This window comes from Mycolicibacterium tokaiense, from assembly GCF_010725885.1.
Classification (GTDB): domain Bacteria; phylum Actinomycetota; class Actinomycetes; order Mycobacteriales; family Mycobacteriaceae; genus Mycobacterium; species Mycobacterium tokaiense.
Window position 1 is genome coordinate 2685068 of sequence record NZ_AP022600.1, and the last position, 15390, is coordinate 2700457.

17 protein-coding genes are annotated in these 15390 nt (G+C 68.8%); 9 read left to right on the forward strand and 8 right to left on the reverse strand.

All coding sequences use genetic code 11. The features are described from left to right. Positions 1-15: 15 nt before the first annotated feature. The gene (locus G6N58_RS12995; RefSeq protein ID WP_068915075.1) at positions 16-291 is read right to left on the reverse strand and encodes a DUF2530 domain-containing protein; all 276 of its coding nucleotides are present in this window, start codon (positions 289-291) and stop codon (positions 16-18) included. Positions 292-383: 92 nt separating this feature from the next. Here G6N58_RS12995 and G6N58_RS13000 point away from each other — a divergent pair, with 92 nt between their 5' ends. From G6N58_RS13000 to G6N58_RS13010, 3 genes are read left to right on the forward strand one after another with little or no spacing between them, the layout of a single operon-like run. Further along, positions 384-815 carry an Rv0880 family HTH-type transcriptional regulator gene (locus G6N58_RS13000; protein WP_115278416.1) on the forward strand — a complete coding sequence of 144 codons (432 nt, stop codon included), beginning with the start codon at positions 384-386 and terminating at the stop codon, positions 813-815. A gap of 16 nt (positions 816-831) precedes the next feature. Next, positions 832-1635 carry a TrmH family RNA methyltransferase gene (locus G6N58_RS13005; RefSeq protein WP_115278415.1) on the forward strand — a complete coding sequence of 268 codons (804 nt, stop codon included), beginning with the start codon at positions 832-834 and terminating at the stop codon, positions 1633-1635. Positions 1636-1644: 9 nt separating this feature from the next. Next, complete coding sequence (locus tag G6N58_RS13010) at positions 1645-1923, forward strand: DUF2537 domain-containing protein (protein ID WP_068915078.1); 279 nt, start codon at positions 1645-1647, stop codon at positions 1921-1923. On the opposite strand, the gene sepH is transcribed toward G6N58_RS13010, so the two are convergent. Next, the gene (sepH, locus tag G6N58_RS13015) at positions 1924-2745 is read right to left on the reverse strand and encodes a septation protein SepH (RefSeq protein ID WP_068915079.1); all 822 of its coding nucleotides are present in this window, start codon (positions 2743-2745) and stop codon (positions 1924-1926) included. Between the two features lie 104 nt (positions 2746-2849). Then, the gene (gene serC, locus G6N58_RS13020; protein WP_115278414.1) at positions 2850-3968 is read right to left on the reverse strand and encodes a phosphoserine transaminase; all 1119 of its coding nucleotides are present in this window, start codon (positions 3966-3968) and stop codon (positions 2850-2852) included. A gap of 195 nt (positions 3969-4163) precedes the next feature. Between serC and G6N58_RS13025 the strand changes: the two genes are divergently transcribed. Beyond that, positions 4164-5210, forward strand: a complete 1047-nt coding sequence (locus G6N58_RS13025) for an AurF N-oxygenase family protein (protein WP_068915083.1) — start codon at positions 4164-4166, stop codon at positions 5208-5210. 4 nt (positions 5211-5214) lie between these two features. Beyond that, positions 5215-6855, forward strand: coding sequence for an FAD-dependent oxidoreductase (locus G6N58_RS13030; protein ID WP_115278413.1), 1641 nt, complete (start codon positions 5215-5217; stop codon positions 6853-6855). A 39-nt stretch (positions 6856-6894) separates the two neighbouring features. Here G6N58_RS13030 and G6N58_RS30550 read toward each other — a convergent pair whose 3' ends face one another. From G6N58_RS30550 to G6N58_RS13055, 5 genes are all read right to left on the reverse strand, one after another. Then, complete coding sequence (locus tag G6N58_RS30550; protein ID WP_163908149.1) at positions 6895-7437, reverse strand: chitin-binding protein; 543 nt, start codon at positions 7435-7437, stop codon at positions 6895-6897. 101 nt (positions 7438-7538) lie between these two features. Next, positions 7539-8711 (reverse strand): YihY/virulence factor BrkB family protein, encoded by a 1173-nt coding sequence (locus G6N58_RS13040; RefSeq protein ID WP_068919526.1) that lies wholly within the window; start codon positions 8709-8711, stop codon positions 7539-7541. 71 nt (positions 8712-8782) lie between these two features. After that, positions 8783-9586, reverse strand: a complete 804-nt coding sequence (locus G6N58_RS13045) for an ABC transporter ATP-binding protein (protein WP_163908151.1) — start codon at positions 9584-9586, stop codon at positions 8783-8785. A gap of 45 nt (positions 9587-9631) precedes the next feature. Continuing rightward, on the reverse strand, positions 9632-10081 hold the full coding sequence (locus G6N58_RS13050; protein WP_068915086.1) for a VOC family protein: 450 nt from the start codon (positions 10079-10081) through the stop codon (positions 9632-9634). 51 nt (positions 10082-10132) lie between these two features. Beyond that, complete coding sequence (locus tag G6N58_RS13055) at positions 10133-11260, reverse strand: citrate synthase 2 (RefSeq protein ID WP_068915087.1); 1128 nt, start codon at positions 11258-11260, stop codon at positions 10133-10135. Positions 11261-11355: 95 nt separating this feature from the next. Here G6N58_RS13055 and pdxH point away from each other — a divergent pair, with 95 nt between their 5' ends. From pdxH to G6N58_RS13075, 4 genes are all read left to right on the forward strand, one after another. Then, on the forward strand, positions 11356-11982 hold the full coding sequence (pdxH, locus tag G6N58_RS13060) for a pyridoxamine 5'-phosphate oxidase (protein ID WP_068919527.1): 627 nt from the start codon (positions 11356-11358) through the stop codon (positions 11980-11982). Beyond that, positions 11979-13229 carry an MFS transporter gene (locus G6N58_RS13065; RefSeq protein WP_068915088.1) on the forward strand — a complete coding sequence of 417 codons (1251 nt, stop codon included), beginning with the start codon at positions 11979-11981 and terminating at the stop codon, positions 13227-13229. The genes pdxH and G6N58_RS13065 overlap by 4 nt, the downstream gene beginning before the upstream one ends. Before the next feature lie 115 nt (positions 13230-13344). Continuing rightward, positions 13345-14013, forward strand: coding sequence for a TetR/AcrR family transcriptional regulator (locus G6N58_RS13070; RefSeq protein WP_232067842.1), 669 nt, complete (start codon positions 13345-13347; stop codon positions 14011-14013). A gap of 59 nt (positions 14014-14072) precedes the next feature. Continuing rightward, a complete protein-coding gene (locus tag G6N58_RS13075) occupies positions 14073-15383 on the forward strand; it encodes a citrate synthase (RefSeq protein ID WP_068915090.1) in 1311 nt (436 codons plus the stop codon). The last annotated feature ends 7 nt before the right edge of the window (positions 15384-15390 follow it).

Genomic DNA, 15390 nt, shown 5'->3' on the forward strand with positions numbered 1-15390 from the left:
TTGCCGGCCGCGAGTTCAGCTGCGGTGCTCGCCGATGTCGAGACCGGTCTGCGCACCCCGCGCGCCGCGCCGCGCCGCGCTGCGCTGCCACAGGAAGATCGATGTGCCCACCACACCGACCGCCAGGCCCGCGAGGGCGATCGGACGCCATTCGTGCAGGGCAGCGACGGTGAAAGAGGCGATTGTGACCACCGTCCAGGCCAGCGCCCCGACGGCAATCACCCGCCAGGGCTCCAGGAGTCCCGGGGGCAGAGGCGGCGGCTGCGGAGCGGCCGGCTGATCGGTGGGCATCGCGGTCCAAACTAGTCGACTGCAGCGGTGCGTGACGCGGCTCGAGGGGCTTTGCCCGACCATTTTGTGCCCCCTGTCGTATCGTTTGCGATGTGAAGGACGTCGATACCCGTCTGGCCAGTGACCTGTCGCTCGCGATCGTGCGGATGGCCCGCCAGTTGCGGTTCCGTCGCCCGGAGTCGCCGGTGTCGATGTCACAGCTGTCGGCGTTGGCGACCCTGCACAAGGAAGGCGCGATGACGCCCGGCGCGCTCGCGGTCCGCGAACGGGTGCGTCCGCCCTCGATGACGCGGGTGGTGGCCTCGCTGGCCGAGCTGGGTCTGGTGGCCCGCAATGCCCATCCGGTGGACGGCAGGCAGGTGCTGGTGTCGGTGTCCGACGCAGGCGTCGACCTGGTGGAATCCGAGCGGCGCGCCAGCCAGGAGTGGTTGCAGCGCAAGCTCGCCGAACTCGACCATGATCAGCGGGTGACCCTCAAGCGCGCGGCCGACCTGATGTCGGCCATCGTCGAAGAAAGCGCGTGAGCGCCCGCACCCAGCGATGCTGATCGATGTAACCGACCCCGCCGACCCGCGGCTGGACGACTTCCGCGACCTCAACAGCATCGATCGCCGGCCCGATCTGCCCAGCGGCAAGGGACTGGTGATCGCCGAGGGTGTGCTGGTGGCCCAGCGCATGCTGGCGTCGCGGTTTTCTCCACACGCGTTGCTGGGGACGTCGCGGCGGTTCGACGAACTGGCCGCCGACCTCGAGGGCGTCGACGTGCCCTGTTACTGCGCGAGTGCGGAGGTGATGGCCGAGGTGGTCGGCTTCCACCTCAACCGGGGGGTGTTGGCCGCCGCGCGGCGAGCGCCTGAGCTCAGCGTGGAGCAGGTGATCGACGGGGCCCGCACCGTCGCCGTCCTGGAGGGCGTCAACGACCACGAGAACCTGGGCTCGATCTTCCGCAATGCGGCCGGACTCGGCGTCGACGCGGTGGTGTTCGGCGCGGGGTGCGCCGACCCGCTGTACCGCAGGGCGGTGCGGGTGTCGATGGGCCATGCCCTGCTGGTGCCTTTTGCCAAGGCGCAGCACTGGCCAGGTGATCTGATGATGTTGCGCGACAACGGATTTCGGCTGCTTTCCATGACGCCGGACGCCGGGGCGCTGACGCTGTCGGACGCCGTGCCGGAGCTGGCGCAGGACCGGGTGGCGATCCTGGTGGGCGCCGAGGGGCCGGGCCTTCGCGAGTCGACCATGCGGGCCAGCGATGTGCGGGTGCGCATCCCGATGGCACGCGGCACCGATTCCCTGAACGTCGCCACCGCGGCGGCGCTGGCCTTCTACGAGCGGGCCCGGGTCTAAGCTCCCAGCGTGACCGACGACTCGACGCCCTGGGGCACCGGACTGACTGTCGCCGCCTTCGTTGCTGCCGTCACCGCTGCCGCGGTGGTGGTGCTGAGCCTGGGTCTGATCCGGGTGCACGTGCTACTGGCGGTCGGCCTGAACCTGGTGGCGGTCGGTGGCCTGGCCCCCACGGTCTGGGGGTGGCGGCACAAACCGGTGGTGCGCTGGTTCGCCCTCGGTGCCGGCGTCGGGGTGACGCTGGCGTGGTTGTCGCTGGTGGGTCTGGTGGCGTCCGGGGTCGGCTGATCAGCGATCGCCGCTGGAGCGCACACCCAGCAGGACGTCTTCCCACGCGGGAATGGTGGGCTTGGCCTTGCGGGCGCGGGCCGGGCGCTGCGCCGGTTCCTCCGGCGCCGGGGCCTCGGGTTCGGCAGTGGGCTCGGGTTCGGATGCCGCGGGCTGCGCTGCCGGGGGAGCGGGGACGGCGCTGAAGTCGAGCTGTGCCAACGGCGCCACCGAGCGCAGCGGCCGCTCGAAGTGGGGGTTCACCAGTTCCTGGGCCGCGTCGTCGACGGCGGTGACGGTGCCGCCGTGCGCGCCGGGGGTGAACCGGAAGTGCGCCAGGTTGTCCGACCGCCCGGCCTTCCACGCCAGTTGCACTGTCCAGCGGCCGTCCTCGTTGCGCCAGGCGTCCCAGCTGCTGGCTTCGGTGCTCAGGCCCCGCGCCACAAACGCCGTGGTGACCGTCTCGATCAGGGTCAGCACCGAGGGGCCGTCGGCCAGCACCGGGTGCGCTGCGCCCGCGAGTTCGGCTGCCCGGGCCCGTTCCAGGAGCACCGGGTGCGCGAAGCGCTCGACGCGGGAGATTTCGACGCCCGCGCTCTTGGCGAGCTGTTCGACCGACGCGCCGGCCCGGATCCTGGCCTGGATGTCCTTGGGGCGCAGCACGCTGGTGACTTCGATGTCCATCTGCGTCTGCTCCAGTCGGGCCTTGTCGCCGCGCACGGCCGCGCGCAGTTTGTCGTTGATGCGCAGCCGGTAGGTGTCCGCCGGACCCCGTGCATCATCGTCTTCGAGCAGGATGTGCCGTCCATCGACATCGAGTCCGACGACCTTCAGATCTCGCATGCCGACCTCCTTGGGGCCACCGCGCCGGGCCCGAGTATCAGGCACCTTACGGCAGTTCGCGGCCCACGCCGGGAGGACACGCGGGTGGTGTCCGAACCGGAACGCTAGATTCGCTCGACCACCCAGTCGATGCACTGCGTCAACGCCGAGATGTCCTCGGGATCGACGGCTGGGAACATGGCCACCCGCAGCTGGTTTCGGCCCAGCTTGCGGTACGGCTCGGTGTCGACGATCCCGTTGGCGCGCAACATCTTCGCGACGGCGGCGGCATCGACGGAGTCGGTGAAGTCGATGGTGCCCACCACCTGAGAGCGCAGCGCGGGGTCGGCGACGAACGGGGTGGTGTAGGCCGTCTTCTCGGCCCAGGAGTACAGCCGTTGCGATGAGTCGGCGGTGCGGGCGACGGCCCAGTCCAGCCCGCCGTTGCCGTTGAGCCAGTCCAACTGCTCGGCCATCAGCAGTAGCGTGCCGATGGCGGGGGTGTTGTAGGTCTGGTTCTTCAGGCTGTTGTCCACCGCGATGGGCAGCGAGAGGAACTCCGGCACCCACCGGCCCGAGGCGGCGATGGACTCGACACGCGCCAGCGCGGCCGGGGACATGACGGCCAGCCACAGGCCGCCGTCGCTGGCGAAGTTCTTCTGCGGCGCGAAGTAGTAGGCGTCGGTGGCGGTGATGTCGACGGGCAGGCCGCCGGCGCCGGAGGTGGCGTCGATGACCACCAGGGCGTCGCCGGATCCGGCGGGCCGTGCCACCGGGACGGCCACCCCGGTGGACGTCTCGTTCTGCGCCCACGCCAGCACGTCGGCCGAGGGGTCGGCGGTCAGAGCGGGCGCGCTGCCGGCATCGGCCTTGATGATCAGCGGGTCTCCGACAAAGGGGTTCTTGGCCACCGCGGAGGCGAACTTCGCGCTGAATTCGCCGTAGGTCAGGTGCAGGGAGCGCTCGTTGACCAGCCCGAATGCTGCTGCGTCCCAGAACGCGGTGGAGCCGCCGTTGCCCAGGATCACCTCATAGCCGTCGGGCACCGAGAACAGGGCGCGTACGCCGTCGCGCACCCGCCCCACCAGGTTCTTCACCGGCGCTTGCCGGTGCGAGGTGCCGAACAACTCGGCGCCCTTGCTCACCAGTGCCTGCAGTTGCTCGGGACGCACCTTCGACGGACCGCACCCGAACCGTCCGTCGGCGGGTTTGAGGTCCTCGGGGATCGTCAGCTGCTCAGCCATGCCGCAAGCCTATGCGGTCCCCGGTCAGCCCTGGTTTGCGGTATTCGCCGTACGGATACAGGTGATCCAAGTCACATGTGATGCAGATAACCGGGCTGGCACACACTACGAACAAAGTCCTGGTTGAAACCTGGGACCGCGGGTACTGTTGTTGTACAGCGAGCGTACGAATGTAAACCTCACGGAGGATTTCGAATGGCTGTCAAGACTGCTCGGACCCGCGTCATCCGCCGGTGGCGCAAGAACATGGACGTCCGCGACGATCAGCGGTACGTGGATCTGCTCACCACACTGTCCGAGGGGTCGGTGCGGCGCAACTTCAACCCGTACACCGACATCAACTGGGACTCCCCGGAGTTCGCGGTGGTACCGGACGACGAGCGCTGGATCCTGCCGGGCACCGACCCGCTGGGCAAGCACCCCTGGTACCAGGCCCAACCCCGCGATCGCCAGATCGAGATCGGCATGTGGCGTCAGGCCAATGTCGCCAAGGTGGGTCTGCACTTCGAGTCCATCCTGATCCGTGGCCTGATGAACTACGCCTTCTGGCTGCCCAACGGTTCACCGGAGTACCGCTACTGCCTGCACGAGTCGGTCGAAGAGTGCAACCACACCATGATGTTCCAGGAGATGGTGAACCGGATCGGCGCCGATGTCCCCGGCATGCCGCGCATGCTCAAATGGCTCTCGCAGCTGATCCCGTTGGCCGCCGGCCCATTGCCCGTCATGTTCTTCTTCGGTGTGCTCGCCGGCGAGGAGCCCATCGACCACACCCAGAAGAACGTGCTGCGCGAAGGCAAGTCGCTGCATCCGATCATGGAGCGGGTGATGGCCATTCACGTGGCCGAGGAGGCGCGGCACATCTCCTTCGCCCATGAGTACCTGCAGAAGCGGGTTCCGCACATGCGGCCGCGCAAGCGGTTCTGGCTCTCGCTGCACGTGCCGATCATCATGCGCGTGCTCTGCCAGGCCATCGTGGTGCCGCCCAAGGCGTTCTGGCAGGAGTTCGACATCCCGCGGTCGGTGAAGAAGGACGTCTTCTTCGGCAAGCCGGAATCGCGCCAGTTCCTGCGCGACATGTTCGGCGATGTCCGGATGCTCTGCGAGGAGACGGGTCTGATGAATCCGGTGGCCCGGCTGATCTGGAAGCTGTGCAAGATCGACGGCGCTCCGTCGCGCTACCGCAGCGAGCCCCAGCGAGCCCATCTGCCCGCCGAGCGCCCCGAGTCCGTGCCGGCCTGAGCCCATGCCGCATGTCGTCACCCAGTCGTGTTGCAGCGACGGGTCCTGTGTCTACGCGTGCCCGGTCAACTGCATCCATCCGTCGCCGGATGAGCCGGGCTTCGCCACCGCCGAGATGCTCTACATCGACCCGGATGCGTGTGTGGACTGCGGCGCCTGTGTCAGCGCGTGCCCGGTCGGGGCCATCGCCCCGGATTCGAAGTTGACGCCGGAGCAGCTGCCCTTCATCGAACTCAACGCCGCGTTCTACCCGCCCAGGCCGCCGGGGCAGAAGGTGCCGCCCACGTCCAAGCTGGCCCCGGTGCTGCCGGCACCGGAGGTGCGCACGCGCCGCCAACCCCTGATGGTTGCCATCGTGGGTTCGGGCCCGGCGGCCATGTACGCCGCCGACGAGCTGCTCACCCAGCCGGGTGTGCGGGTCAACATGTTCGAGAAGCTGCCCACGCCTTACGGTCTGGTACGGGCGGGTGTGGCCCCGGATCATCAGAGCACCAAGCAGGTCACCGCGCTGTTCGACCGGATCGCCCGCAAGCGTGGGTTCGCGATGTACCTCAACGTCGAGGTCGGCACCCACGTGACGCACGCGGATCTGATGGCTCGTCACCACGCCGTGCTCTACGCGGTGGGCGCTCCGAACGACCGCCGCCTGGACATCCCGGGGATGGACCTGCCCGGAACCGCGACGGCCACGGAGTTGGTCGCCTGGATCAACGGCCACCCCGACTTCGCTTCGCTGCCAGTGGATCTCAGCACCGAACGGGTGGTGGTGATCGGCAACGGCAACGTCGCGCTCGACGTCGCGCGCATCCTGACCACCGACCCGGACGAGCTGGCGCGCACCGACATCGCCGACCACGCACTGGCAGTGCTGCGCGATTCCATGGTGCAGGAGGTGGTGATCGCGGCGCGCCGGGGCCCGGCTGCCTCGGCGTTCACCCTGCCGGAGCTGATCGGATTGACCGCGACCAACCAGGTGGTCCTAGGCGCTTCCGACCGGGAGTGGGTGCAGCGCGATCTAGCCGCCGACCAGGACCCGCTGACGCGCGCCAAACTGGAGATCCTGGGCAAGCTCGATGACAGTGCCGCCCCGATCACACGGCCGCGGATCCGGTTCGCCTACGGCTGTACGCCGTCGCGTGTGGTCGGGGAGAACCGTGCTGCCGGTGTCGAATTCGCCGACAGGGGAGTGACGCAAGCCGGGCTGGTGCTGACGTCCATCGGCTACCGCGGCAAGCCGATCGACGGGCTGCCGTTCGACGAGGCCGCCTCGGTGGTGCCCAACGAGCAGGGTCGGGTGGCCCCCGGGGTCTATGTCGCAGGCTGGATCAAGCGGGGCCCCACCGGGTTCATCGGTACCAACAAGTCCTGCGCGATGCAGACCGTCGAGCAATTGGTCGAGGATTACAACCGCGGCGCGCTGAGCGATCCGGACACCAAGGATGTCGCAGACCTGGTGCGCAGCAGGCAGCCGCGGGTCGTCGACGTGGCCGGCTGGCGGGCCATCGACGCCGCCGAGCGGGCCGCGGGCCAGCAGTCGGGTCGACCCCGGGTGAAGGTGACGACGGTCGAGGACATGCTGACAGTGGCCGCACGTGCCCCGGAACCGTCTGTGCGGCAACGAATTTTGCAGAAGCTGCGCTTGTGACGAAGCGGGGGTGGCCGCCGCCGACCACCCCCGCCTGCCTCACAGGGCGATCCAGGCTCCGAAGAGCCAGAACCCCCACTGGTTGAACCCTGGGTTCCACACGGGGGTCACGTCGTAACCCCAGTAGTTGATCGCGCCGGCGTTCCAGTAACCGCCCGGCGGCGGTAGGGGGCGATCCCAGGACGGCCGGGGCGGCGGACCCCAGCCCCACGGCGCCGGACCTTCACCCCACGGTGCTCCGCGGAACCCCCAGTGGCCGGGCTCGGCCGCGGATGGCGGTGGGGGAGGAGGCGGGCCGAACTCGCCGGGCCCGCCATGCGGACCGGGTCCATCCCAGGGTCCGCCGGGTCCGGGACGTCCGGGTCCACCCGGCCCGGGAGGCCCCGGATGTCCAGGAGGGCCGCCGGGACCCGGAGGTGCTCCGGGCGGTTGTACACACGCCGGGCCGGGGCAGCCACCTCCGGGGGGCGCGGCATTCGCCAGCGCGGGGCCGATACCGAGCGCGCCGAGTCCGATGCCGGCGGTCGTGATGGCCACCAGCGCAGCTCGCTTGAGGTTGTCCGTCGTCGTGCGGTGGTACATCGTGTCACTCCTTTCGAGCTCCCCGATCCACTCCCGACGATAGATAGCGTATCTATGAGTCTGCCCACGGCTTGCTGAGGCCCTGCTGATGCAGCGCGCCGTCAGCTCCGGTGTCCCCGGGTGCGGCGCAGCTTGCGACCCTGCATCCGGGTGCGGTGTTCGCTGGCGCGGGTCTTCTCGATGGCGCTGGTGTCCCGCAGCGGCAGCTGTAGGTCGGACTCCGCGGCGATGCCGGCCTGTAGCTGCCGTCCCCGCTCGAGCTCCGCGTCCAGCTCGGCTCCGAACAGCAGGGCGAGATTGGTGATCCACAACCACAGCAGGAACACGATCACCCCGGCCAGCGCGCCGAAGGTCTTGTTGTAGCTCCCGAAATTGGCGACGTAGACACCGAATCCCAGGGACGCCACCACCCAGACCACGATCGCGATCGCCGCCCCGACGCTGAGCCAGCGGAAGCGCGGCTGTTCGACGTTGGGGCTGGCGTGGTACAGCAGGGCGACACCCAGGATCACCAGCAGCAACAGCACCGGCCAGCGGGCGATGTTCCACACCGACACGGCGGTGTCGCCGGCGCCGAGCAGTCCGCCGACGGCCTCGGCCACCGGCCCGCTGACAGCGAGCATCAGCACCACCAACGCCACCACGATCAGGCTGGCGAACGTCAGCATCAGCTGCTGCAGGCGCAGCTTCACCGCAGGTCGGCCCTCGTCCACCTCGTAGATCCGGTTCATCGCCCGTCCGAACGCGCCCACGTAGCCCGACGCCGACCACACCGCCGCCAACAAGCCCACAACCAGCGCGAAGCCGGCTGACGGGGCCTCGACGAGCTGTTGGATCGGCTGGCGCAGTGTCTCGGCTGCCGCACCCGGGCTGATGTCACCGATCAGGTCCAGCAGGGTGTCCGATGTGCGCTGTCCCTGTCCGATGACGCCGAGGAGCGAGACCACCACCAGCAGAGCGGGGAACAGGGACAGCACGGCGTAGTACGTCAACGCTGCCGCCAGATCGGTGCACTGATCCCGGCCGAACTCCCCGACCGTCTGCTTCAGGACGTAGCGCCAGGAAGGGGTGGTCAGGTCGGCGGGGGAGTCGGGCTTGCGGGGATCGTCGGGTTCCGGGCGCTGCGCGTCCGCTGGTGGCGCCGGCTCCTGCCGAGGTGACGCCGGCTCGGCGGCGGAGCGCGCAGCCGAACGCCGGCGGGCGGCCAGCACGGCCGAGGCGGCGCCGGCAACAAAGGCCCCCAACAGCGCAGAGGGCCGAGCCTTACGGACCACCGTGGGACGCTGCGACTGATATTGACCCGAGCTGATCTGCACGACAGCTCTGATGCCCCGTGCCGGAGCCGTTAAACGGAGTCGTGCACGGCTCGCGGCGCTGCGCGGGCAGTCCACCGGCCGCCGTCGGAGCGCACCTCCACCGGATGGGCGAAGGCCTGCGAGACGGCCGCGCTGGTCAGCGTCGACGCGATCGGACCCTGCGCGACGATCCTGCCCTCGGCGAGCAACAGCACATGGGTGGTGGCGCTCGGCAGTTCCTCGAGGTGATGGGTCACCGTGATCGAAGCCAGCGCGGGGTGGCCGGCGAAGAGCGCGTCGACGGTTTCCAGCAGCTGTTCGCGCGCCGCGAGATCCAGTCCTGTCGACGGCTCGTCCAGCAGCAGCAGTTGCGGCTCGGCGATCAGGGCCCGCGCGATGAGCGCCCGTCCGCGTTCTCCCTGCGACAAGGTGTTCCAGCGCGCATCGGCGCGGTGGGTGAGCCCCAGGGTGTGCACCAGCGCATCCACCCGTGCCCGATCGCCGGGATCCGGTGTCCACCGCAGCGGCAGGTCGATCGTGCCGGTGACGCCGGTGAGCACCACCTCACGCACTGTGAGGGGGAAGTCCAGCGGATGCCGGGGGTTCACGTGGCCGATGGCCGTGCGCAGCTTCGCCAGCTCGACCTTGCCCAGGCGCCCGCCGAGCACCTCGACTGTTCCCGAGGTGGGGAAGGTCTCGGCCCCGCAGAACCCCAGGATGGTCGTCTTGCCGGCCCCGTTGGGGCCCAGCAGCGCCCAGCGTTCGCCTTCGGCGACGGCAAACGAGATGCCATCCAGGATCTGCTTGCCGTTGCGCCGGAAGGTCACATCCTTCAGTTCGATGACGTGGTGCATGCCCCCAGCTTGCTAGAGGTAGGACCACACGTCGTCACCGGGTGGCTACTGCTGCGCCATGCCCGCGGCGAGTTCGGCCATGTCGACCTCGCGGACCGGCTGCGCCAGCGACCACTGATGTCCGAAGGGATCACGCACCACGCCGTAGCGGTCGCCCCAGAACTGTTCCTCCAGCGGCATCACGACGGTGGCGCCGGCGTCGACGGCGCGCTGGAACCAGGAATCCACGTCATCGACGGTCAGATGCATCGTCACCGGGGTGCCGCCCAGCGCGGCCGGGGTGGAGGAGTTGCCGTCACACATCTCCGGGAAGTCGTCGTTGAGCATGACCATGAAGCCGTTGATCTGGACGGCAGCGTGGGCCAGCTTGCCGCCGGGTCCGGGCAACCGGACCATCTCGCTGGCGCCGAACGCCTTGACATAGAAGTCGATGGCGGCCGCCGCTCCGTCGACGACGAGGTGCGGGGCAAGGACGGGCTGAACTTCGATGGCCATGGTGGCTCCTTCGGTCGGTGACGTACGCAGATACCGACCGCGCGCAGCGCCCTAAATCATCGCGCCGCGCACCACCGTGTCCCAACCGGTCACCGATTCCGGGCGGCGCGGCTCGGGTCCGACGTAGATCGCCGAGGGCCGCACCAGCTTGCCGAGGCGCTTCTGCTCCAGGATGTGGGCGCACCAACCGGCGGTCCGGCCGCAGGTGAACATCGCGGGCATCATCGACGGCGGCACCTTGGCGAAGTCAAGGATGACCGCGGCCCAGAACTCCACGTTGGTCTCGATGGCCCGGTCGGGCCGGCGTTCCCGCAACTCGGTGAGCGCGGCCTGCTCCAGTGCGGCCGCCACCTCGTAGCGGGGTGCGTCCAGGCGTTTGGCGGTGGCGCGCAGGACGCGGGCCCGGGGATCCTCGGCGCGGTAGACCCGGTGCCCGAAGCCCATCAGCTTCTCCTTGCGGTCCAGGATCCCGGTGATCACCCCCCGCGGGTCCCCGGTCCGCTCGGCCTCTTCGATCATCGGGATCACGCGGGCCGGCGCGCCGCCGTGCAGCGGTCCGCTCATGGCAGCGGTGGCTCCGGACAGTGCGGCCGCCACGTCGGCACCGGTGGACGCGATCACCCGGGCGGTGAACGTCGACGCGTTCATCCCGTGCTCGGCCGCGGTCACCCAGTAGGCGTCGATGGCCTCGACATGCCGCGGGTCCGGATCGCCGTGCCAGCGGGTCATGAATCGTGCCGTGACGGTGGTGCATTCGTCGACCACCCGCTGCGGTACCGCCGGTTGATAGATGCCCCGGGCGGACTGCGCCACGTACGACAGCGCCATCGCCGAAGCGCGGGCCAGCTGATCGCGGGCGGTCTCGTCGTCGATGTCGAGCAGCGGTGCGTACCCCCAGATGGGTGCCAGCATGGCCAACCCGGCCTGCACGTCGACGCGGACGTCCCCGGTGTGGATGGGCAGCGGGAACGGCTCGGCCGGCGGCAGGCCGCGGCCGAAGGCGCCGTCGACCAGCAGGGCCCAGACATCTCCGAAGGTGACCCGCTCACCCACCAGGTCCTCGATGTCGACACCGCGGTACCGCAGGGCACCGCCGTCCTTGTCGGGTTCGGCGATCTCGGTCTCGAACGCCACGACGCCCGCCAAACCGGGCACAAAATCCTTGGGCACCTCAGCCATGGCGCCGATTGTCGCACCTGCGGTGGCGGGTGTCTCGACCGAGGCGTTGTAGCGTTACCGCCGTGGTGCAACCGGAACGTGAACCCCTGGCGGCCATGCGGGTGGAATACGGGTCTGTGGAAAAGGACGGCAGCCCGGACCTGGACGCCGGCTGGCTGGACATCGGGTGGCTTGCGTTGCTGCGCAACTGGATTGCCGATGCCCGGAATGCCGGGGTGGCCGAGCCCAATGCGATGGTGCTGGCCACGGTGCGTGACGGGCACCCGGTGAGCCGCACCGTGCTGTGCAAGGACGTCGACGAAGCCGGCATCACCTTCTACACCAACTACGGCTCCGCCAAAGGTGACGAGCTGGCCGCGACACCGTATGCGGCGGTGACGTTTCCCTGGTACGCCCTCGGCAGGCAGGTGCACATCCGGGGAGCGGTGACCGTCGTCGACCGCGAGACCACCCAGGCCTACTGGGCCACCCGGCCGCGCGGCTCCCAGCTGGGCGCCTGGGCGTCCCAGCAGTCGCGGCCGGTCGCCGACCGGGCGGCGCTGCTCGAGCAGCTGGCCGAGGTGACGCAACGCTTCGCCGGCGAGGCCGAGGTTCCCGCGCCCCCGCACTGGGGCGGCTACCGGATCGCCCCCGAGGTGGTGGAGTTCTGGCAGGGCCGGGAAAACCGGCTGCACAACCGGATTCGAGTGTCAGGCGGGCAGATCGAGCGTCTGCAGCCGTGAGGCTGTTCGCCGACACGACACCGCTGCGCAATCGCGACTTCCGCAGGCTCTGGTGGGCGGGCATCCCCACCGTCATCGGCGCCAATCTGACCATCTTCGCCGTCCCCGTCCAGGTCTACGCACTGACCCAGAGTTCGGCCTACGTCGGATTGGCCGGGTTGTTCGCCCTGGTGCCATTGATCGTCTTCGGGCTGTGGGGCGGTGCGCTGGCCGACGCGATGGACCGGCGCCTGCTGCTGATCATCGCCTCCAGCGGGCTGGCCTTGTCCTCGGTACTGCTGTGGGCGCAGGCGGCGTTGCAGCTGAACAACGTCTGGGTGGTGCTGGGCCTCTTGGCTTTTCAGCAGGCCTTCTACGCGGTGAACTCGCCCACCCGGTCGGCGGCCATCCCGCGCATCCTGCCCTCGGACCAGATCGCGGCGGCCACCTCGCTGAACATCACCGTGACGCAGTTCGGCTCCATCGTCGGGCCCCTGCTGGCCGGGCTGTTGCTGGCGTGGGTGGACCTGTCGACGCTGTACCTGATCGACGCGGTGACCTGCCTGCTGCCGATCTGGGCGACGTTCCGGCTGGCTGCCATGCCGCCGACGCACGGCGCCTCGACGTCGCTGGGCTTCGGTGCCGTGCTCGACGGGTTCCGCTATCTGGCCGGCAACACGGTGGTGCTGATGTCGTTCGTGGTCGACCTGATCGCGATGATCCTCGGCATGCCACGGGCGCTGTTTCCCCAGATGGCGCACGAGAGTTTCGGTGGCCCCGTCGACGGCGGCACCACGATGGCGCTGCTGGCCGCGGCGATGTCGGTCGGCGCGGTGGCGGGCGGGGTGTTCTCGGGCTGGCTGCCGCGGGTGCGGCGGCAGGGCCTGGCCGTCGTGGTGGCCATCATCGTGTGGGGTGCGGCGATCGTCGGTTTCGGGGTGGCGGCCGGCGCGGCCGGGGGCCGGGCCGGGGTGCTGCTGTGGGTGGCAGTGGGATGTCTGACCGTCGGCGGCGCCGCCGACATGGTGTCCTCGGCCCTGCGCAACACCATCTTGTTGCAGGTCGCCTCCGACGAGCTGCGCGGGCGACTGCAGGGGGTGTACCTCGTGGTGGTGGCCGGCGGGCCGCGGATCGCGGACGTGCTGCACGGTTCCGCCGCGGCGACCATGGGCACCGCCGTCGCCGCTGCCGGCGGGGGAGCGGCGGTGGTGGTGTTCGTGGTGATCGCTGCACTGGCCGTGCCGGCGTTCGTGCGCTACCGGGTGTGACCGGTCCGCGACGTTCAATCCCAGAGATGTCAAGTTTGCCAAACTTGCACGCCCTGTCATCGAGCCCACACGAGTCTGCTCCAAGCTCGCGTTGTCAGCGGCTAGGATGGCAGGCGTGGGTGAGGGTGTGAGCGGCAGAGCTCCAGGTTTGCGGGAGCGCAAGAAACTGCGTACCCGCAGCACCCTCGTGGACAGGGCCGCGGAGCTGTGTCTGTGCCAGGGTTACGACAACACCACCGTCGAACAGATCGCCGAGGCGGCCGAGGTGTCCCCGCGCACGTTCAGCAGGTACTTCCCCACCAAAGACGCCGTGATCCTGGCCATCGTGGAAGACGTCGCCCAGTTCGTGGCAACCGAGCTGGCCGCGCAGCCCCAGGGCATCACCGAATACGAGGCGCTGTTGCGTGCTCACCTGGCCTCGATCTCGTCGCATTTCAGCAGGCATGCGGCGCTGATCCAGATCGTCAATTCCTCGGCGAGCCTCGCGATGGCGACGATCCCGTTCCGTGCGGACCCGGACCGCTTCCCGACGGTGGTCGAGACCGCACAGCGAATGGGCCTGCCCACCGATCACGACGCCGTTCACCTGGTGATCGACAGCTGGACGGCGGTGATGAACACCGCCTGTAATGGCCTGGGCCGCCCCGGTCAGCCGCCCATCGAACTCGACGTGGTGCTGTCGCGGGTGCAGGCGGCCTACGAGTTGTTCACCCGGACTTGGCAACCTTGGGAAGCCGCTTCGCAATCGATCCAACAACCCCCCGCAGGCGCGCCTCAGGGGTAGCGGCTACCTTTTAGGGGCAGACAGCGTAGCCGCTGCCGCCGAGCGCAGAAGGGGATCTTGTGGCCGACAGTAATTCCCAGACTTCATCCGAGGACATCGCCACTCTGCGGTACCCCGGTGGTGAGATCGACCTGGATATCGTGCACGCCACCGACGGTGACGACGGCATCGCCCTGGGTTCGCTGTTGTCCAAGACCGGATACACCACGTTCGACGGTGGGTTCGTCAACACCGCGTCCACCAAGTCGGCGATCACCTATATCGACGGTGACGCCGGGATCCTGCGCTACCGCGGCATCCCGATCGAGCAGCTGGCCGAGAAGTCCACCTTCATCGAGGTCAGCTACCTGCTGATCTACGGCGAGCTGCCCACCGCCGAGCAGCTGGAGAACTTCACCACCCAGATCCAGCGGCACACGCTGCTGCATGAGGATCTGAAGCGCTTCTTCGACGGCTTCCCCCGCAATGCACATCCCATGCCGGTGCTCTCCAGCGCGGTCAATGCGCTGAGCGCCTACTACCAGGACTCGCTGGACCCGTTCGACCCCAAGCAGGTGGAGCTGTCCACCATCCGGTTGCTGGCCAAGCTGCCCACCATCGCCGCATATGCCTACAAGAAGTCCGAGGGTCAGCCGTTCCTCTACCCAGACAACTCGCTGACCCTGGTCGAGAACTTCCTGCGGATGACGTTCGGGTTCCCCGCCGAGCCCTACGAGGTGGACCCGGAGATCGTCCGCGCGCTGGACATGCTGTTCATCCTGCACGCCGATCACGAGCAGAACTGCTCGACGTCGACCGTGCGCCTGGTCGGCTCGTCACAGGCCAACCTGTTCACCTCCATTTCCGGCGGCATCAACGCCCTGTGGGGCCCGCTGCACGGCGGCGCCAACCAGGCGGTGCTCGAGATGCTCAAGAAGATCGAGGCCGGTGACGACGATGTCCAGACCTTCGTCAAGAAGGTCAAGAACAAAGAAGACGGCGTGAAGCTCATGGGCTTCGGGCACCGCGTGTACAAGAACTACGACCCGCGCGCCCGCATCGTGAAAGAGCAGGCCGACAAGATCCTCGGCAAGATCGGGGTCTCGGACCCGCTGCTGGACATCGCCAAGGAACTCGAGGAGATCGCGCTCACCGACGACTTCTTCGTCGAGCGCAAGCTCTACCCGAACGTCGACTACTACACCGGCGTCATCTACCGGGCCATGGGCTTCCCCACCCGGATGTTCACGGTGCTGTTCGCCCTCGGGCGGCTCCCGGGCTGGATCGCGCACTGGCGGGAGATGCACGGCGAGCCCAACAAGATCGGCCGCCCGCGCCAGATCTACACCGGCTACACCGAGCGCGACTACCTCGACATGGGCAAGCGCTGACCTGCCT

Bases quoted from the DNA above. Each gene is read 5' to 3' on its own strand.
- G6N58_RS12995 (WP_068915075.1), bottom strand. From the start codon at position 291: ATGCCCACCGATCAGCCGGCCGCTCCGCAGCCGCCGCCTCTGCCCCCG.
- G6N58_RS13005 (WP_115278415.1), top strand. From the start codon at position 832: ATGCTGATCGATGTAACCGACCCCGCCGACCCGCGGCTGGACGACTTC.
- sepH (WP_068915079.1), bottom strand. From the start codon at position 2,745: ATGCGAGATCTGAAGGTCGTCGGACTCGATGTCGATGGACGGCACATC.
- serC (WP_115278414.1), bottom strand. From the start codon at position 3,968: ATGGCTGAGCAGCTGACGATCCCCGAGGACCTCAAACCCGCCGACGGA.
- G6N58_RS13025 (WP_068915083.1), top strand. From the start codon at position 4,164: ATGGCTGTCAAGACTGCTCGGACCCGCGTCATCCGCCGGTGGCGCAAG.
- G6N58_RS13030 (WP_115278413.1), top strand. From the start codon at position 5,215: ATGCCGCATGTCGTCACCCAGTCGTGTTGCAGCGACGGGTCCTGTGTC.
- G6N58_RS30550 (WP_163908149.1), bottom strand. From the start codon at position 7,437: ATGTACCACCGCACGACGACGGACAACCTCAAGCGAGCTGCGCTGGTG.
- G6N58_RS13045 (WP_163908151.1), bottom strand. From the start codon at position 9,586: ATGCACCACGTCATCGAACTGAAGGATGTGACCTTCCGGCGCAACGGC.
- G6N58_RS13050 (WP_068915086.1), bottom strand. From the start codon at position 10,081: ATGGCCATCGAAGTTCAGCCCGTCCTTGCCCCGCACCTCGTCGTCGAC.
- G6N58_RS13055 (WP_068915087.1), bottom strand. From the start codon at position 11,260: ATGGCTGAGGTGCCCAAGGATTTTGTGCCCGGTTTGGCGGGCGTCGTG.
- pdxH (WP_068919527.1), top strand. From the start codon at position 11,356: ATGCGGGTGGAATACGGGTCTGTGGAAAAGGACGGCAGCCCGGACCTG.